The sequence below is a fragment of the Mycobacterium sp. E2327 genome (assembly GCF_001672675.1).
Lineage (GTDB): Bacteria > Actinomycetota > Actinomycetes > Mycobacteriales > Mycobacteriaceae > Mycobacterium.
The window spans coordinates 1-17,424 of record NZ_LZKE01000212.1; the positions used below are offsets into that span (position 1 = coordinate 1).

The 17,424-nt window shown below is 67.6% G+C and carries 16 protein-coding genes; 3 read left to right on the plus strand and 13 right to left on the minus strand.

Annotated features, from left to right (window positions below; translation table 11 throughout):
* Nucleotides 1-94: 94 nt before the first annotated feature.
* The 7 genes from A5712_RS23965 to A5712_RS23995 form a co-directional block, all read right to left on the minus strand.
* Nucleotides 95-1,354 carry a hypothetical protein gene (locus A5712_RS23965; RefSeq protein ID WP_156766746.1) on the minus strand — a complete coding sequence of 420 codons (1,260 nt, stop codon included), beginning with the start codon at nucleotides 1,352-1,354 and terminating at the stop codon, nucleotides 95-97.
* Entirely contained in the window at nucleotides 1,351-2,112 is a 762-nt protein-coding gene (locus A5712_RS23970) for an SDR family NAD(P)-dependent oxidoreductase (protein WP_068110869.1), read from the minus strand. The genes A5712_RS23965 and A5712_RS23970 overlap by 4 nt, the downstream gene beginning before the upstream one ends.
* Entirely contained in the window at nucleotides 2,109-4,445 is a 2,337-nt protein-coding gene (locus A5712_RS23975; protein ID WP_068110872.1) for a CaiB/BaiF CoA-transferase family protein, read from the minus strand. The genes A5712_RS23970 and A5712_RS23975 overlap by 4 nt, the downstream gene beginning before the upstream one ends.
* Before the next feature lie 19 nt (nucleotides 4,446-4,464).
* Nucleotides 4,465-5,433 carry an enoyl-CoA hydratase/isomerase family protein gene (locus A5712_RS23980; RefSeq protein WP_068110875.1) on the minus strand — a complete coding sequence of 323 codons (969 nt, stop codon included), beginning with the start codon at nucleotides 5,431-5,433 and terminating at the stop codon, nucleotides 4,465-4,467.
* A 15-nt stretch (nucleotides 5,434-5,448) separates the two neighbouring features.
* Nucleotides 5,449-6,285, minus strand: a complete 837-nt coding sequence (locus A5712_RS23985; RefSeq protein WP_068110878.1) for a mycofactocin-coupled SDR family oxidoreductase — start codon at nucleotides 6,283-6,285, stop codon at nucleotides 5,449-5,451.
* Nucleotides 6,285-7,487: a cytochrome P450 gene (locus A5712_RS23990; protein ID WP_068110880.1), complete on the minus strand. Its 1,203-nt coding sequence runs from the start codon at nucleotides 7,485-7,487 to the stop codon at nucleotides 6,285-6,287. The genes A5712_RS23985 and A5712_RS23990 overlap by 1 nt, the downstream gene beginning before the upstream one ends.
* A 123-nt stretch (nucleotides 7,488-7,610) precedes the next feature.
* The gene (locus A5712_RS23995) at nucleotides 7,611-8,303 is read right to left on the minus strand and encodes a TetR/AcrR family transcriptional regulator (RefSeq protein ID WP_068110883.1); all 693 of its coding nucleotides are present in this window, start codon (nucleotides 8,301-8,303) and stop codon (nucleotides 7,611-7,613) included.
* A gap of 97 nt (nucleotides 8,304-8,400) precedes the next feature.
* On the opposite strand from A5712_RS23995, the gene A5712_RS24000 reads away from it, so the two are divergent.
* Entirely contained in the window at nucleotides 8,401-8,985 is a 585-nt protein-coding gene (locus tag A5712_RS24000; RefSeq protein ID WP_369830429.1) for a preprotein translocase subunit SecD, read from the plus strand.
* A 1-nt stretch (nucleotide 8,986) separates the two neighbouring features.
* Entirely contained in the window at nucleotides 8,987-9,799 is an 813-nt protein-coding gene (locus tag A5712_RS24005; protein WP_068110886.1) for a sugar phosphate isomerase/epimerase, read from the plus strand.
* Between the two features lie 70 nt (nucleotides 9,800-9,869).
* Here A5712_RS24005 and A5712_RS24010 read toward each other — a convergent pair whose 3' ends face one another.
* Genes A5712_RS24010 through A5712_RS24020 form a run of 3 tightly spaced genes read right to left on the minus strand, consistent with a single transcriptional unit; the run spans nucleotide 9,870 to nucleotide 13,601 of the window.
* Nucleotides 9,870-10,937 (minus strand): putative zinc-binding metallopeptidase, encoded by a 1,068-nt coding sequence (locus A5712_RS24010; protein ID WP_068110891.1) that lies wholly within the window; start codon nucleotides 10,935-10,937, stop codon nucleotides 9,870-9,872.
* 7 nt (nucleotides 10,938-10,944) lie between these two features.
* Nucleotides 10,945-11,943 (minus strand): Gfo/Idh/MocA family protein, encoded by a 999-nt coding sequence (locus A5712_RS24015; RefSeq protein ID WP_068110894.1) that lies wholly within the window; start codon nucleotides 11,941-11,943, stop codon nucleotides 10,945-10,947.
* 56 nt (nucleotides 11,944-11,999) lie between these two features.
* Nucleotides 12,000-13,601 carry an arylsulfatase gene (locus A5712_RS24020; RefSeq protein ID WP_068110897.1) on the minus strand — a complete coding sequence of 534 codons (1,602 nt, stop codon included), beginning with the start codon at nucleotides 13,599-13,601 and terminating at the stop codon, nucleotides 12,000-12,002.
* Nucleotides 13,602-13,699: 98 nt separating this feature from the next.
* Here A5712_RS24020 and A5712_RS24025 point away from each other — a divergent pair, with 98 nt between their 5' ends.
* Complete coding sequence (locus A5712_RS24025; protein ID WP_082973635.1) at nucleotides 13,700-14,719, plus strand: nitronate monooxygenase family protein; 1,020 nt, start codon at nucleotides 13,700-13,702, stop codon at nucleotides 14,717-14,719.
* A gap of 25 nt (nucleotides 14,720-14,744) precedes the next feature.
* Here A5712_RS24025 and A5712_RS24030 read toward each other — a convergent pair whose 3' ends face one another.
* The 3 genes from A5712_RS24030 to A5712_RS24040 form a co-directional block, all read right to left on the minus strand.
* Entirely contained in the window at nucleotides 14,745-14,969 is a 225-nt protein-coding gene (locus tag A5712_RS24030) for a hypothetical protein (protein ID WP_068110900.1), read from the minus strand.
* Nucleotides 14,970-15,113: 144 nt separating this feature from the next.
* A complete protein-coding gene (locus A5712_RS24035) occupies nucleotides 15,114-16,109 on the minus strand; it encodes an alpha/beta fold hydrolase (protein WP_068110905.1) in 996 nt (331 codons plus the stop codon).
* A 153-nt stretch (nucleotides 16,110-16,262) separates the two neighbouring features.
* Entirely contained in the window at nucleotides 16,263-17,417 is a 1,155-nt protein-coding gene (locus A5712_RS24040; RefSeq protein ID WP_068110908.1) for a serine/threonine-protein kinase, read from the minus strand.
* Nucleotides 17,418-17,424 lie beyond the last annotated feature (7 nt).

A 17,424-nucleotide genomic window follows, 5' to 3' on the forward strand; every position in this document is an offset into this window, starting at 1 on the left:
AACAGCTCGACGATCTCCTCACGACTGCTCGCACCCATACCCCGAATCGTACGAACACCCACCGACAACAAACGCCGCTGTGTGACCACTGAAACTAAAGTGACACAAGGGATTCCATGCCGTTCCGTTCCCAGAGGTTCAACAGGTTCGCGAGCATCTGCAGGGGTGCGCGCACGCTCTCGTCGTCCTTGATGCGCGGATCCAGCCGGCTCGCCGGTGGGTCGGTGCCGAATCGCGCACGGATCAGCGCCGGCACGTCCAGCAACCAGGCGACGCCCATCGCCGCCGCGTACAGCAGCGTGTGCCGTCGCAGCCGGTCCGGATCGAGGCGCGGGCCGCCACAGCGCTCGACTTCGCCGACGAACAGACGCAGCAGTTCGTCGAAATGCTGGTTCCACAAGTCGGTTTCGGCGCCAGACATCGCGCCCCAGATGGCCATGCCCATGTTCATCTGGCCCACGCATCCCCAGTCCAGGAGGCCGCAGCGCAAAACGCCTTCACCGTCGCGCCAGAACCAGGCGTTGTCGATGTTGGCGTTCCAGTGGCACAGCGCGACGTAGTCGGGGTCGTCGGCCAGCCGGCTCGTGATCGTGTGCTCTTGACGCGCGACCCGCGGCACCTCGGCCCGGAGGCGCGCCAAGAACTCCGGCGAGCCGACATTGGTGGGCACCAGCCCGGGGTGAGTTTCGATGAATCTGGTCAGCTGGGACACGCGCCGGTCCAACTTCTCGGCGCTGAACGGGGCTCGGTCACCCACCGTCGCCGCCCGCACGTCCAGCGGAAAGCATGACGCCAGCGACTCCGGAAGGCGTCCGGATCCGTAAGTTCCCGCCAGCCGGCCCAGCGCGCTGAGCAGCGCGCGGTAGTGGCCGAGCGGGTCGGGCATGTCGTAGTCCAGGCATTTGTGGTATTGGCGCTCGATGCCGTTGCAGCCGAAGGGGATTCGTTCGGTGATCAGGATTCCAGTCCCGGTCTTGCGGTCGTAGTCGCCAAACTGCACCGCGGGCACGGCGATGGGAAATCCGGGCGTCCGCGACAGGGCGGCGAACCGGACCTCCGGCTCCATTTGCGTCCTTCCCCGGTCGCGCACCGGGTTTTCGAGATCGCGCGAGAACTTGACGAACAGGTCGGTGTGCAAAGAAGGTTGCGGCCGGTCGTATTCGACCGACAGCTCGACCTTGCGTCCGGTGCTGCCGCCGGCGACCTCCCGGAACTCCGATATGCGCGTGACGGTGTTACCTTCGGCGAGCACGCCCGAAGCCCGAAACGCCTCGGTCAGGAACCGCGCGCCGGCGTCGCGTAAAGCGTTGGGGTCGACCGGGATCGCGAGGCCGGACTGCTCGCCGTAGCTCACCAAGTCTGTTCCGCCGCGCGCACCAGCATGTGGTTGACGGCAACCCGGCGATCGCGGGTCACCATGTAGAGCACGGCGTCGGCGATGTCTTCCGGCCGCAACTTGACCATGCCGGCCGTCTGACGCTCGACCGCCTCCCGTGAGGGTGGGGGAAGGTGGCTGAAGATCTCGGTGTCGACGGTTCCGGGAGCCACCACGCCGACGCGCACCCGGTTACCGAGCAGCTCTTGGCGGATGCCCTCGCTGAACGCGTTCACCCCGAATTTCGTGAGCGAGTACACCGCGGTGTTGGGTCGGGCCACCCAGCCGCCGGTCGAGCTGATGGTGACCAGATCGGCGACGCCGCGCGGTGAGTTGCCGGCCGCCTCGACCAGGTGCGGGAGCACGGCGCGGGTGACGTAGAGGACACCCTGCACGTTGACCGCAACCATGTCGTCCCAATCCTGCAGGCGGGCCTCGGTCGCCGGCCCGGACCGCATCAGGCCGGCGTTGTTCACCACGGTGTCGAGCCGCCCCAGCTCGGCGACTGTGCGCTGCACGGCCGCGGATACGCCCTCGGCGTCGGTCACATCGGCGGTGACGACCAGCGCTGTGCCACCGACTGATTCGATCTCGGCCTTCAGATCGGCGAGTCGGTCGGCACGGCGTGCCAGGAGGGCCACCGCGGCGCCCTCTGCCGCCAGCGCCTTCGCGGTTGCCGCCCCGATACCGCTGCTGGCGCCGGTAACCAGGGCGACGGTTTTCGCCAGCGTCGTCACCGTCCGCCTCCCATCGGGGATCCCGCACCCAGGATCTCCCCCAAGACGTACGCGGTGTCCTCGCCCAAGTCCGGTGCGCCGCGTTCGATCCGCGCCGGGCAGTGCGCCATCCGCCACGACGGTCCCACTATCGGGCGCTGGCCTTCGCGGTGATCCGTCACGAAGCGAAACAGCTCGCGGTCCCATAGGCGTTGATCGCCGATCACGTCGATCACGGTGGCGCTCTTGCACGCCGCCACTCCCGCGGCCCGCAGCCGTCGCGCCAGCTCCTCGGCCTCGTGGTCACGGGTGAGCCCGGCGAGCTCGCCGTCCAGCGCTTCGGCGTGGCGGTGCCGGGCCTCCATCGTGGCGAAACGTGCATCGCCGGACAACGCTTCGGTGCCCAACACCTCGCACAGCCGGCGCCATTCGGCGTCGTCTGCCACGGCCACCGCGATCCAGGAATCGTCCTGGCACGGGTAGCAGCCGTGTGGGCACAGGTCGGGATGCTTGCTGCCGTTGGGCCCCAAACATTCTGCGGTGAGGCTTTGCTCGAGCAGGCAGTCGCCGACCATCGAGGACAGCGTCTCCACCGCCGACACGTCGACGAACTGGCCCTCGCCGCTGAGTTCCCGGTGCAGCAGCGCCACCACGGCGGCGTACGCAGCGGCGGCTCCGACGGTGGAATCGCCGTAGCGCATGCTCGTTCCGAGGGGCGGTCCGCCCGGGTAGCCGACCAGCGACGCCAGCCCGGCCAGCGCGGCGAAGCATGGGGCATAACCGGTTTGATGCCCTAGCGGCCCGTCGTTGCCCCACATCTTGATCGACGCCGAGATGATGTCGGGCTTGATGGCCCTGAGCTGCTCGTAGCCCAGGCCCTGGCGCTCCATCGCGCCCGGCCGCAGGTTGTTGATGACGATGTCGCTGCGCGCGATCAGCTCGCGCAGCCGCGCCATGGCCTCGTCCGACTTGATATCGAGGTCCACGCTGAGGATCTCGTGGTTGATGCTGAGAAAGTATGGGGCGTGGTCGATGTCGGTGCCGCCGTAGGCCCGCATCTCCTCGGGGGCGGTTGCCGTTTCGATCTTGATCACCTCGGCGCCCAACTGTGCCAGGAGCTTGCCGGCGTACGGGCCGGCCCACACTTTGGTGAGCTCGACGACGCGAACGCCCTGCAGCGGCCCGCCCCGCGGGCGCTTCGGCGGCTTGAGTTGCGGCGATCTGACCTTCGGCGGCGTGCGCGGCACGTCCAGGCCGCCCAGGACCGCGTCGGTGTGCTGGCCGAGAGTGGGCGCGGCGGAGGTGATTCGGGCCGGCGATGCGCCGAGCGCGTACGGAACGGTCGGATACGCCGCGTCACCCAGCGTGGGGTGGCTCATCTCCTGAAAGAACCCACGGTGGCGGTATTGCGGCGACCGGTGCAGATCGGCGGCCTCGTTGACCGGGACCAACGGCACCCCGAGGCGCTGCGCGCGATCGGCCGCCGACTCTTTGGTCAAATCCCACACCCATGCGGCGAAGCCCCGCCGAAACGCCTCGACCTTTTCCGTCGTGACCGAGAACTCCAGCCAGTCGTCCTCGAAGGCATCCAGCCAGTCCGGATGACCCATGAGTTCCTTCAGTCCCGTCCAGTGGGCGCGGCTGGTCATGTACAGGTAGACGAAGCCGTCGGCGCAGGCGAAGAACGACGCGGGGCCGGCCTGGTCGTAGTCGTCGCGGCGCCCTTCGGCGGGAACCTCCCCGGTGATGATTCGGCCCAGGATGCAGTCCGCGCGCGAGACCAGCACGGCGTGCTGGGAGATGTCGATGGACTCTCCCCGGCCGGTGTGCAGCCGACCGAACAGCGACGACGCGACACACAGTGCCGCGTCCAGGCCCGCCTCGTAGTCCGCCAGGAACCGCCCCGGCCCCTGCAGCGGCGGCTTGGTGGGATCGGCGTGGCTGGGTGTGTGATACCCCCACCCGCTGGCGTGGAACACGTTGAGGCTCTTGGCGTTACCGAACTCGGCGCCGAACGGCGTGATCGAGCAGAACACGACGGACGGGTGCCGTTCCGATCGGTCCGAGGCCCCAGAAATCCCGTCTTCGATGACCGCGTCGGCCGATGCGATCAGGTCATCGAGGCGCTCGGCGTCTATGACGACGGATCGCTTGTTCGTATTGAGGTACGCGAACAGCGCGCTGCCCTCGGGACCGTCGGCAAGGATGGGCGCCATCGCGCGCGTGCGGCTGCCGCGTTCGGGCGCCTCGACCTTGATCACCTCGGCACCGAAGTCGGCGAGCAGCTTTCCGCAGTACTCCCCCGCGACCGTCTCGGCCAACTCGACGATCCGAAAGCCCGTCAACGCGGACATGGACGGCCCCTCGAAACGGTCAGGGCTTCTTCCGTCCCGAGCGGCTCAGGCGCCACTCCGGTGGGAAGTTCAGGTCATTGTCCTTCACCACGTTGTTGAGGCCCTTTTCGAAGGTGCCCTCGGTGAGGTCGACCTCTTGTGCATCGTTTTGGATCAGCGGCAGCATGCCCTCGACCATGCCGGTGAGCAGGCTGCCGAAGTACTCGCCCTTGTGCTGCTTGTACAGCTCCAGGAAGGTCTTCTGCACCGCCACCGTGTCCGTCGGACGCGACCGCGAGCACGCCATCGCGTATTTCAGCGTCTCTTCTTCGAGCTTCTCGCGGGGCACCACGCTGTTGACGAAACCGCAGTCGTACATCTCTTTCGCGCTGAACGGCCGCCCGGTGAACAGCATTTCGGAGAATTTCCGCAGGCCCATCGTCTCCGCCCACCACCAAAGGCGGGGGCCCCAGCCCACGTACCGGAACGCGGGGTGGCCGAACAGGGCGTCGTCCGAGGACACCACCAGATCGGCATCGCCGGCCTGATAGAAGTGCCACCCGTAGCAGTAGCCCTTCGCCTCGATGATGCTGATCTTCCGAAGCTCTTGCAGCGGGCGGTTTCCCGCGCGCGCCTTGGCGTAGAAGTCCGTGACGGTGGACAGGTAGCGGTACGACCCGCCCGGCGGGTACTTGACGTCGTCGTCGTTGATCGCGAGCTCGTGCAGCAACGGCAGGCCCGGATTCTCCAGCATCGGGCGTTGCTCGGGCAGGTCGCCGCCGCTACCGAAATCCTCGCCCTCGCCGCGGATCACCACGACCTTGACCTCGTCGTCGACGTTGCACTTGTGGATCAGGTCGGCGTAGTTCTGCCGCATGCCCAGCGTCGTGGCGTTTTGCGCGTCGGGACGGTCGAAAGTGATGTAGGCGATCCTGTTCTTTTTGTCCTTCTCGAACTTGATGTACTGCTCGGCTTCCTTCTTCAGCTTTTCGTAGTCGTACTCAGGCATCGGTCTCCACTTTCTTTACTTGAGCAAAGCTCCCGCGTCGACGGGTAGCGAAACGCCGGTGACATAACGAGATTCGTCAGAGGCGAGAAACAGGACGGCGTTGCTGATGTCGGCGGCCTCCACCCAGGGCACCGGCAGCGTGTGGGTCATCTGCGAGAACGGCGCAAAGTCTTCCGGTCCTGGGTTCTCCAAGTCCGGGCGGAACAGGCGGAACGTCACGTCGTTCATGGTCATCGGCGTGTTGACCTGGCTGGGGTGCACCGAGTTCACCCGGATCATGTGCTGGCCCAGCTCCACGGCGAAGGCGCGCATCAGCCCGATCACCCCGTGCTTGGCGGCGATGTAGTGGCCGGTGTACGCCATGGCCTTGTGTGACCCGACCGAGCCGGTGAGCACGATCGAGCCACCGCGTTCGCCGGCGATGATGTGCGGCACACCGGCTTTCACGGTGTGCCAGACGCCCGAAAGGTTCACGTCGATCATGTCCTGCCACACGTTCTCGCGAATCTTGTGCAGCTTGTTGCCGAAGGTGCCGATGCCCGCGTTCGCGACGACGATGTCGAGACGGCCGAGTTGTTCCACCCCGCCGTCGACCGCCGCCTTGAGCGCGTCGTAGTCACGCACGTCGACTTGTGCGGTCACGATGCGCCGGTTGTGGCCCTTCACCAGATCCGCGGTTTCCGCGAGGTCCTCGGGTGTCGAATGCGGGTAGGCCAGGTTGTCGATGGGTCCGCAGACGTCGACCGCGATGATGTCGGCACCCTCCTGGGCCAGGCGCACCGCGTGACTTCGGCCCTGGCCCCGGGCAGCGCCGGTGATGAAGGCGACCTTCCCTGCTACCCGGCCCGTCATCAGGGCACCACGGTTGGCAGGGTCTCCCAGCCCCGCACCGACGACGTCGGGCTGAGCGTGGCGTTGGCCAGATCGGGCTCCCATTCCGGGAAGCGCTTGAGGATTTCCTCAAGGGCGACCCGGCCTTCCAGCCGGGCAAGCGCCGAGCCCAGGCAGAAGTGGGCTCCGACGCTGAAGGTGAGATGCGGGCGGGTGGGGCGATGAATGTTGAATTCGCCCGCGTCGGGCCCGAATTGGCGCTCGTCGCGGCAAGCGGAGCCGAGCAGCATCATCATCACGCTGCCTTCCGGCACCGTCTGGTCGTACAGGCTGACGTCGCGCGTCACGTAACGCGCCATGTGCGGGGCCGGCGGCTCGTAGCGCAGCAGCTCCTCGATGGCTTGCGGGATGAGGCCGGGGTTCTGCACGAGCTCGCGGCGCTGATCGGGGTGCTCCGCGAGTACCTTTCCCGCCCAACCGATCAGCCGGGTCGTGGTTTCGTTGCCCGCCCCGGCCACGACGTTGAGGTACACCAGGATCTCGCTGCGCGTGAGCCGCCGCGTGGTGCCGGTCTCGTCGACGAACTCCACGTTGAGCAGCTCGGTCATGATGTCGTCGGACGGATGCTCGGCACGCCAGTCGATGTAGGCCTCGAACTGCTCGCCCACCGACAGGCCGTGCTCGGCGGCGCTCATCGGCTTGCCGGGCTCGGTGCGTAGCTGGGCGTTCCCGCGGTCGCGGATGTACTCCTGATCTTCCTCGGGAATCCCGAGCAGCATGCTGATGACCTTCATCGGCATGATCGCGCCGAGATCGGTGACGAAGTCGAATCGCCCCGAACTCACCAGGGGATCCAGGAGCTGCGCGCAGAAGTCCCGGATCATCGGCTCCAGCGCGTTGATCTTGCGGGGGGTGAACATCCGCGACAACAGCTTGCGGTGCACGTCGTGGATCGGGGGGTCTTCGAAGATCAGCATGCCCGAAGGGATTTCGAGGTTGGCCTTGATCAACTCGAGGATCACGCCCCGGGCCGAGCTGTAGGTGCCGTTGTCGATGAGGGCCTTGTTGACATCGGCGTAGCGGCTCAGCGCATAAAAGTCGTATTCGGCGTTGTAGTAGAGCGGCGCCTCGTCCCGCAGGCGCGCGAACATCGGATACGGGTCGGCAATCAGCTCGACGTCGTACGGGTCGAAATGAACATCACTGTCCGTGCTCGCCGTCACGAAATCCCTCCTAGCGCCTGCATTCTCACCTGTCCACTGAGCTGTCCGTCGGCGACGGAATCGGGCCGAACAATTTATACGTGTCGCTTAAATACGTTGCGCCTACTCTATTCTCGTAGAGAATCATATGGCGGGTGCTCTGGCAAGGCTTTGAGCCGACGACCCGCCGGTCTCGGTCAGCCGGCCCTTGTTGGGGTTCTTCAGGATGCCGGTGGCGATGGCCGCCAGGATCCCGTCGAGCTGCTCGGGACTGTCGATGATTCGGTCGCCATGGGCGAAGCGCAGCAGCAGGCCGTTGATAAAGGTGAGCGTGATGTTGCTCAGGTCCTCGACCACGGCCGGCTCCAGGTCGGCGCCGCGCGGCATCAGCTGCACCAGGATTTCGCGGTGCAGCTTGGTGAATGCGTCCGTGGCTTGCTGCAGGATCGCCGCCACCGCCGGGTCGCGGGTGGCCTGCATGGTCAGCTCGTAGCGGGCCCTGGTTCGCGACAATTGCGGTTCGTTCCCGGCCTGGATCACCACCTGCGACAACCGCGACGGCGACGGGTGGTTTCGCTGTCCGTCGGGACGCTCGGCCCCGTCCGCCACGGACTGCAACGTCGCCAAATCGAGCTCGGCCAGCCGCTCGGCCGCGGCGCGCAGCAGCGCCGAGCGGGTCCGGAAATAGAACGAGGTCGTGCCGTCCGGGACCCCGGCCTGGCGGTCGACCTTGAGATGGCTCAACCCCTTGGCGCCCTCCTGGGCCAGCAGATGGATCGCCGCGTCGCAAAGGTCGCGGCGGCGTTCGGTGGGGTTGGGCTTTCGTCGTTTGTCCATCGCGGGCATCCGAAGCGGGAGACTACTCTATATTTGTAGTGTCCGTAAAGGGCGTGTCGGGCGAACGCGACGGGTCCTCGGATGAAACTGTGGTGCAATGATCAAGCGCTCGGTGGGCGCCCGCGGCCTCACCTGCGCCCTGCTGCTCGGTGCGGTGATGTGCGGCTGCCACTCGACGCCACACCACACCTCCACGACCGCGCCAACCACCGCCGCGGCCCCGACGAGCACCCAATCGCCGCCCCCCGCGGTGAGCATCCAACCGTTGCCGGTCCGGCCGGTGCAGAGGTCGCAGCCGACGACGCCCAACAAGTGCCCCGCCACCAACCCGGGTAGTCCGGTGGCGCCGACGAACGTGCTGGTTACCTGTGACCTGGTCCGGAGCACGCTCTATACGTTGGGTCCCGAGACGATGCGGTTGGCGCTGACACACGTGGATCCGCCGGCGTCGCTGACGTCCGGTTTCTACGAGGTGAGCCTGACCATGGACCCGCCATCGGCGGCTGCCTGGGCAACGTTCACCGCCGCCCACCTGCAGGACCACGTCGCCTTCATCCGCGACGACCTGGTTCTGGAGGCGCCGATCATCGTCGAGCCGGTGACTTCCGGGAAGATCGCGTTGACCACTCAAACACCCCAGGCCGCTGATCAATTGGCCCAACTGGCCGGCCGGCCCGCATAACATGGACCGCCTCGGTATCGGATTTCTCGGCGGCTTCGGCCTTCCCCCAGTGGAATTCGTCGATCTCACCGCGGACCTCGGCTGCCGCTACATGTCGGCGGTTGTGCGGGGGCTTCCGCTGGTAGCGCTCGGCTATCCGCCGTTCTCCCTCAAGGACGCGGCGCTGCGGCGGGATCTACGGGCCGCGATGGACAACCGTGGCGTCACGATCTCGCTCGGCGACGGGTTCCTGGTATTGCCCGGCGCCGAAATGCGGGATTTCGCGGGCGATCTCGACGCGCTGGCCGACCTCGGCGTTCCGCGGATCAACGTGGTGAGCCTTGACCCCGACCTCGGCCGCACTTTCGACCAGTTCGCGATCCTGACCGAACTGGCCGCCGAGCGCGGCATCCAGACGGTCGTGGAACCGGTGCCGGGGCTGACCATCGGCGACCTGCCCACCGCGCTGGCCGCTCGGGAACACGTGGCGCGGGCCGACTTTCGATTGCTGATCGACACCATGCATCTGGTGCGATCCGGCTCGACCGCCGCGGACATCGCAGCCATGGACCCCAACCACATCGGGTATGCCCAAGTCAACGACACGACGCTGGCGCCTCGGGGCGACAACTACATGGAGGAAGCCATGTTCGAACGCATGGTTCCCAGCGAAGGTGAATTGCCGCTCCACGACATCCTTTCCGCGCTGCCCGCCGATATCGTGATCGAAATCGAAGTCCCGAGAAGGTCTCTGGCGCTGGCGGGCGTCAGTCCGATTGATCGCCTCCGCCCTTGCGTCGAGGCGGCGCGGCGCTTGTTGTCCGAGATCTCCTGAGTTATCAGGCCGCTGTGGGGGCGATGGGGCCGGAAGGCGCGCTCTTCGACGTCCCGGCCGGCTCGCCCTGCTACCCCTGCCGCGCGGTCCCTCGAATCACTTTGTGCACGAACGCCAGCTTGCGGACCACCGGAGGCGGGATGTGGAACGGGTAGAGCGGGTTCTTGCCCATGGCGGTGTTCACCTGATTGAAGAACAGCGCCAACCACTTCCAGTCTTCGAGCAGATGCTCGATCGGCGCAGCGTCATCCGAGGCGAGCGGAACAATATCGCGCGGCACCGAGAAGCGGACCCGGTCGGCGTGCAAGACCATCCCGGCCTCGCGGGTGGTGGCCATGGTGTCGGCGATGTGTAGGTAGTGCGCGAAGCATTCGGCGAAGTCCTCCCACGGGTGCATCGTCGCGTATTCGGAGATGTAGGAGTCGCCCCAGTCCGGCGGGGCGCCGAATTTGTAGTGTCGTGCCAACTCGTGCTGGTAATCCGCGCGCTCGTCGCCGAAGATCTCGCGGCATTCGTCGAGATAGCGAGCGGCGCCGGGATCCTGTTCCACGAGGACGTTTTGGTAGTAGTGGCCGATCTCGTGGCGGAAGTGACCGAGCATGGTGCGATAGGGCTCCCCGAGATTGACCCGCAGCGCCTCACGGTAGGCGTCGAGCGACTCCACCAGGTCGATCGTGATCACCCCGTCGGCGTGTCCGATCACCACCCGCTCGCCGCCGCTGTAACTGGACAGCAGATCGAATGCCAGCCCGCCGTCTTTTCGCCAGTAGGGGTCGATCGGCAACCCGATGTCGACGAGCTGATACACCAAGCGACGCAGCGCAACCGCGGTGGCCGCGAGCTTCTCCACCGCGATGGTGTCGTCCGCGTCGGGCTCTCGGCGGATCAGCGAATCGGCTAGGCATCGCCCCTGCTCGCCGCCGATTTCCTGTTGCTCCCGGGTCAGCCAGTTGCAGCCGAGGGTGGCCGACCTTGTGCAGCGAATCCAGACTTCGCCCGCGACGACGGCCGCACCGGAGGAGGTCACGACCATCGCGCGGCTTGGCACATGCAATCCAAGCTCGGCCGAGCAATTCGGGCAGCGCATCGATTCGAAGGGCGCGAAGCCGCGACACCGGGGGCAGGCGAACGCGTGCACCGGAGGATCAACTCGGGTTACGTAGGGGAAGTCCCGCGGCCCGGTAGATCTCGTCGATGACGGTCATGTTTTCGATCGCGTCCTCGGGGGTCGTCTTGACCGGTTCCCCGCGCATCACCGCCCCGGCGAAGGCGTCGAGCTGATAGGCGTAGGTAGTGCGGCGCGAAAAGCGCTCGACGCGTCGACCGTCGTGCGATCGGATCGTGAGCCGGTGGAAAGCGCTGGGCAACACGGGGTTCAAGACCCGCACCTCACCGTGCTCGCCCACCACGTGGGCGCTGATCTGCAGCAGCCGCGACGACCACATCGAGCAGCGGACGCGGCCGGTGTGCCCGCCGGCGAACTTCACTTCGGCCGTCATGGCCCGGTCGACCTGCGGATCGCGCAATTTCGCCCGCGCGGAGACGACTTCCGGCGTCGAACCACCGAAGGTGCGGACCATGTGGACCGAGTAGCACCCGGCGTCCATCAGCGCCCCGCCGGCAAGCGAATAGTTGTAGCGGATGTCGGAGAACCTCGGCAGGGGGAAGCACATGGCGGCCTCCACCCTGCGCAGCTTGCCCAGCTCGCCGGAGGCGATGATCTCCTCGACGCGGCGGGTCAGCGGGTGGTAGCGATAGTGGAAGGCCTCCATCACCACCCGATCGGAATTCGCGGCGATCGCGGCGATCTCGCGCGCCTCGGCGGCGTTGGCGGTGAACGGCTTTTCGCACAGGACGTGCTTCCCGGCGTCCAGCGCGGCCCGCGTCCACCGGCCGTGCAGGCCGTTCGGCAGGGGGTTGTAGACCGCGTCGATGGTCGGGTCGGCGATCAGCGCGTCGTAGCTGTCGTGTACCCGCGGGATGCCGTGCTTGGCCGCAAAGTCGCGCCCACGCGCCGGGTCGCGGGCCGCCACCGCGGCCACCTCGACCTGGCTGTGTTGCTTTGCGGGGTTGACGACCGCCAGGGGCGCGATGCGGGCCGCACCCAAGATGCCGATACGGATGAGGTTGCCGTCAGCTGACACGGAGCCGACGCTAGCACTCGGGCGCCGCCGGCCACGGCTATCGAAGAAATCCGCTTCTAGAGGTCGGCGTCGAACACCGAGACGGGGTCGAGGATCACGCCGGTCTCCTCGACATAGCGATCCCACAGCGCCAGTAGGTCGGCCAGCTTGTCGGGCCGCTCGGCGGCGAGATCCTCGATCTCGCCCGGGTCGCCGGACAGGTCGTACAGCTGCCAGGCGCCCGGACCGTACGGCGCGGGCAGATAAACCGCCTTCCAGTCGCCCTGACGGATCGCCCTGCGCCCGAACAATTCCCAACCGGTGCCGGTGTCCACGTCGTGGACCGCTTCGCTGTCGCACGACAGGTAGGGCACCAGGGAACGGCCCCGCATGGGCGCGACGTCGCGGCCCCGGTAGGCGGTGCCGGGGTGCGCGACACCGGCGAGCTCGAGCACCGTCGGGGCGATGTCCATGACGGTCGTGAAGGCCGTGCCGATCTCGGCCTGCCGGGCGAAGCCGGGCCAGGTCACGAAGCCCACCACCCGGATCCCGCCCTCCGTGGTGAACGCCTTGTGCAGTCGCGACGGCGCGGTGGCCGCCTGCGCCCAGCGCGGGCCGTACCAGATGAACGAGGTGGGCCCGCCCAGGTTGTCGAGGCTGTTGTCGCAGTACTTTTCGATCTGCGCGACGATTTGGGCGCCGCGCAGCGGCATCGCCTCGACCATCGCACCTTCCGCGCCGTTGTCGGACAGGAAGATCACGACGGTGTTGTCCAATTCGCCGGTGTCGGACAGGTAGTCGATGACCCGCCCGATGTTCTGATCCATCCGGTCCACCATCGCGGCGTAGACCTCCATGCTGCGGGCCGACCGCGCACGCTCGTCGTCGGTCATGTCGGCCCATTCGGTGGCGCCGTCGGCCACGACCGGGTGCGCCTCGACGTCGGGCGGGCAAAGCCCGAGCTTCTTCAGCGCCGCCAGGCGGGCCTCGCGCAATTCGTCGGGGCCGGCGTCGTAGCGGCCGTGATAGGTCGCGATGGTCTCGCCCGGCGCCTGCAGCGGCCAGTGCGGGGCCTGAAATGGCAAATACGCGAAGAACGGACGGTCGTCCTCGTCGGTGCGCTCGCGGAAGTAGCGCAGCAGCGTGTCGACGTAGAAGTCGGAAGAGTAGAAGTCGTCACCAACGGTGACGAACTGGTCATCCTCGGTGTAAAGCGTTGCCACGGGCGAAAACCCGCCGCCCACCGCGGGGCCGTAGTGGCTGGCGCCGGCCGGCAGCAAGGCGAACGAGCGCTCGAACCCGCGCGCCCACGGCGACGTTTCGATGGTGTCGCCCAGGTGCCACTTGCCCGACATCAGCGTCAGATATCCGGCGTCGCGCAGCAGCTCGGGCAGGGCCACGACCCGGTCGTTGAGGTAGCCCTCGTAGCCGGGGGCGCCGTGGAACTCGGGGATCGCGACCTCGAGCATCGTGCCGATGCCCGCGATGTGGTGGTCGGTGCCGGTCAACAGCATCGCCCGGGTGGGCGAGCAGGCCGGGGCGGAGTGGAAATCGGTGAACCGGACGCCGGCATAGGCCAGCCGGTCCAGGTTCGGCGTATTGATCTCGCCGCCGAACGCGCCGATGTCGGAATATCCGAGGTCGTCCGCCACGATTACTAGAAAGTTGGGCCGCTTCACGGTGAAGCATCCTGTCAGGTCGGGCGCCGGGATGGAATGGCAGTGCTTCGCCGATATCCTCAGGGCAGCGTGTGATCCGGACTCGAAGGGGGACTGCGATGCTGGAACAGTTCGGGATGTCGATACCGCTGGTGGCCGCCCCGATGGCCGGTGGGCCGACCACGCCGGCGATGGTGTCGGCCGCGACCCAGGCCGGCGCCCTCGGCATGCTGGCGGCCGGGTACAAGACCGTCGACGCCGTCGAGGCGGAGATCAAGAAGGTGCGCGCCGAGGGAATTCCGTTCGGGATCAACGTCTTTGCGCCCAATCCCCTGCCCGTCGACCCCGACAGCTACCGCGCTTACGCCGCGATCGTCCAAAAGGACGCCGATCAGTTCGGGCTGACGCTTCCAACCGAGCCGATCGACGACACCGACCGCTTCGACGAGAAGATCGCGCTGCTGCTCGACGACCCGGTGCCGTTGGTGTCGTTCACGTTCGGGATACCGCCGCGCGAGGTGATCACCGCGCTGAAGAGGGCCAATACCGTTGTGGTGCAGACCGTGACGACGCCCGACGAGGCGGCGCAGGCGCGCGACGCCGGGGTCGACATGCTCGCCGTGCAGGCGGCGACGGCCGGCGGGCATTCGGGCACGCTCTCGCCCCGCACGCCGTTGACACCGGTCCCGATCGTCGACCTCGTCGCGCAGATCGTCGCGACGGTACCGCTGCCGGTGATGGCTGCCGGTGGCCTCGCCACTCCCGCCGCGGTGGCCGACGTGATCCGCGCCGGCGCCGTGGCGGCCGCGGTCGGAACGGTTTTGCTCCGCGCCACCGAAAGCGGCGCCTCGGCGACCCACCAGGCCGCCCTCATGGATCCGGCTTACAGCGAGACCGTGATCACCCGGGCCTTTACCGGCCGGCCGGCCCGCGGCCTGCGCAACGCGTTCATCGATGCCCACGAGGCGCAGGCGCCGCTGGGCTACCCGGCGATTCACTACCTCACCAGCCCGATGCGCAAGGCCGCCGCCGCAGCGGGCAAGCCGGACTACGTCCACCTGTGGGCGGGCACCGGGTATCGGCACGCCACCGCCGAGCCCGCGGCGGACATTCTGCGGAGGTTGGCCTCCGACCTCTGACCGGTTTCCGGCCGGGGCCGGGAAATCAGTTGCTCAGATACAAGTACCAGAGGCCGTCGGAATGCTGAACGCACGAGAAATGGGTGAAGGTGCCGGGATGGTTGACCTCGACGTGGGGGCCGTCCACCTCGCACGCGGCCTGGGTCGCGTAGTTGCCTTCGACCTGAATCTCTTCGGCGTTGCTGATGCCGACGCCGGTGGTCAGCAGCCCACAGAACGCCAAAGCACCGGCGGCAACGATCTTCCTCATCGGGCAACCTCCAGTTCGCTTCCGCCCCCCGGGGCGGAGATGTCAGCCAATTGCGATGGCCCGACGTTAGCGAGCCGCAAGCGTTCCCGCACAGCAAACGAAAAGAATTTGCACGCTCATAACATTCGAGCCTGCGGGCGGCGGTCAACTGGCCGCGCCACGGGCCGGCCGGCGACGCGTGGACATCACGCCGTCGATCGCCGCGCTGACGCACTCCGCGTCCTCTTCCAGCAGCATGTGCCCGGCGGTGGGACGGTGCAGGTGGACGGCGCCCGGGATGGCGGCGGCCAGATCACGCGCGTGCTCGGCCGGCGTGGTTCGGTCCGCTCCCCCGCTGATGACGACCGTGTTCGCGGCGATCGCGGCGAGCCCGTCGTACTGGTCGTACCGCTTCAGGCTGGGCAGGAAGCCGGCCGCCGTCGTCAAGGAGATCGTGCGAATCGCGGATTGGGTCACCGCTGCGGCGCCGTTGCGGTCGAAGCCGGAATATTTGATGAGGCCTTCGCAGACGGGTCGCACCAGCCCGTTGATCGCCTGATCCGTCGCCCGTCGCGGCATGTGGTGCACGAGATCGAACAGGGCTCCCGTGGCCCGGCTGGCCAGCAAGCGGCCCAGCCCGCGCTCGGCAAGCCGGCCCGCCGCCGTCGCCACGAGGACGAGGCCCTGCGGTTCCACCGGGCGCTCGGCGGCCGGCCGCGCCAGGTAGGCCAGGGCCGTCATCCCACCCATCGAGTGGCCTGCCAGGGTCAGGGGACCGCTCACGCGCAGAACGGCGAGGACGTCGGCGAGGTCGGCGGCGAGCCGGTCGATCTCGTAGGTGTGCATGTCGGCTCCGGTCGAACGGCCGTGGCCGCGGTGGTCGTAGGTGATGATGCGCACGCTGTCGCCCCACCGACGCACCAGGTGGCGGACCTGAAGGGCCCAGCTCGACTGGGTCAGGCACAGGCCGTGCATCAGGACCACGGTGTGATCCCGGGCGCCGGCGGCACCGTAGTCACGGACCGCGAGCCGCACGCCGTCACTGGTGATGACCGTGCGCTCGACATAGCCGTCCTGCCTCGTGGGCAGTCGCTGCGGAAGCGCAGCGGGCGTCCCGCGGTAGGCGTTTGATCCCGTAGTCAGTTCCGGCTGAGTGAACACGGCGCGCTCCTGGTCGGTGTCTCGGTCGAGGGGGTCTCGACACCTTGTTCACTCGAAACTACGGAGCGATGACGGCGCAGACGCGCTTGTGCGCAATACCCGCTCAACGAGCGATTTTGAGCTTTTGCGCATTGTGCTCGTGGGCTGGGAGGCCTAGTCGCCGCCGTGTCCCTTGCCATGCCCCTTGCCGGGGCCATGCCGTGGCGGAGCCGGCGGTTGTTCGGTAGGCGGGGGCGGCGGAACCGGATTGCTCACCGGCACCGGCACCGGCGACGGGGTGCTCGTCGTCACCGGTTTGGCGGGCGCGTTCGAGGGCGCCGGGTCGGAAGCGATCGCAAACGGGACAACGATCATCGCGGCCAGGACGGCCGCGGCGGCGATCAGCTTTTTCGTCCGGCCCCCCGGCCGCGGATTCCGCGCCGGCTGGGGCGGCTCGAGCACCTTGGTCGGCGGGCGCGGCGGCGCAGCGACGGGCATCCCGGCCACCACGGCCGCCCCACGACCGTGCAGGACGCCCCGCATGTCCGCGGCGCCGCCGAACCGCTGTCGCGGATCCGGCGCCATCGCGCGTTCGATCGCGGTGATCAGGGCGGGATCGACGTCGGGTCGCAGCAGGGCCAGCGGCGGCGGCCGGTCGTGCAAGATGGCGCGGGCCAGGGCACCCATGTTCTCCTGCGGGAAGGGGCGATGCCCCGCGAGTGCCTCATAGCCGACCACCCCGACGGCATACAGGTCATCGGCCACGGTCGCCGGCGCCCCGGCGAGCCGCTGGGGGCTCAGGTAGGCGATGGTGCCGAAGACCTGGCCCGTCATCGTGTGGGCGACCGCCTCGTGGGTTTTGGCGATCCCGAAGTCGGCGACCTTCATGGCCTCGCCGTCGGCACCGACCAGGATGTTTCCGGGCTTGATGTCCCGATGCAGGATCGCCGCGCGGTGCGCGGCCGTCAGCGCGGCGAGAACGTTGTCGAGGGTGGCTCGGACGTGCGGGACCGGAAGGGGACCGCGGGCGATCTGGTCGGCCAGCGAACTGCCCGGCAACCGCTCCATCACGATGAAAGGTATGCCGTCCTGCTCGCCGCAGTCGTGAACCGCCACGATGTTCGGATGGTTCAGCGCCGCGGCCGCGCGCGCCTCCGCGTCGAATCGGTTCCGAATGTCGGGCTGCGCGTTGAACACCGGGTGCAATAGCTTGATGGCGACGGGCCGGTTCAGTCGGGTGTCCCAGCCGTCGCGAACTTCGGCCATGCCGCCCAGGCCCAGCCTGCCGCGCACCTCGTAGCGGCCGGCCAGCAACGCGAGGGTGTTCATTCGCCTG

What these genes read in the sequence shown, in the direction of transcription:
- A5712_RS23975 (WP_068110872.1), bottom strand. Translation starts at nt 4,445, where the DNA reads ATGTCCGCGTTGACGGGCTTTCGGATCGTCGAGTTGGCCGAGACGGTC.
- A5712_RS23980 (WP_068110875.1), bottom strand. Translation starts at nt 5,433, where the DNA reads ATGCCTGAGTACGACTACGAAAAGCTGAAGAAGGAAGCCGAGCAGTAC.
- A5712_RS23985 (WP_068110878.1), bottom strand. Translation starts at nt 6,285, where the DNA reads ATGACGGGCCGGGTAGCAGGGAAGGTCGCCTTCATCACCGGCGCTGCC.
- A5712_RS23995 (WP_068110883.1), bottom strand. Translation starts at nt 8,303, where the DNA reads ATGGACAAACGACGAAAGCCCAACCCCACCGAACGCCGCCGCGACCTT.
- A5712_RS24000 (WP_369830429.1), top strand. Translation starts at nt 8,401, where the DNA reads ATGATCAAGCGCTCGGTGGGCGCCCGCGGCCTCACCTGCGCCCTGCTG.
- A5712_RS24005 (WP_068110886.1), top strand. Translation starts at nt 8,987, where the DNA reads ATGGACCGCCTCGGTATCGGATTTCTCGGCGGCTTCGGCCTTCCCCCA.
- A5712_RS24025 (WP_082973635.1), top strand. Translation starts at nt 13,700, where the DNA reads ATGCTGGAACAGTTCGGGATGTCGATACCGCTGGTGGCCGCCCCGATG.
- A5712_RS24030 (WP_068110900.1), bottom strand. Translation starts at nt 14,969, where the DNA reads ATGAGGAAGATCGTTGCCGCCGGTGCTTTGGCGTTCTGTGGGCTGCTG.
- A5712_RS24040 (WP_068110908.1), bottom strand. Translation starts at nt 17,417, where the DNA reads ATGAACACCCTCGCGTTGCTGGCCGGCCGCTACGAGGTGCGCGGCAGG.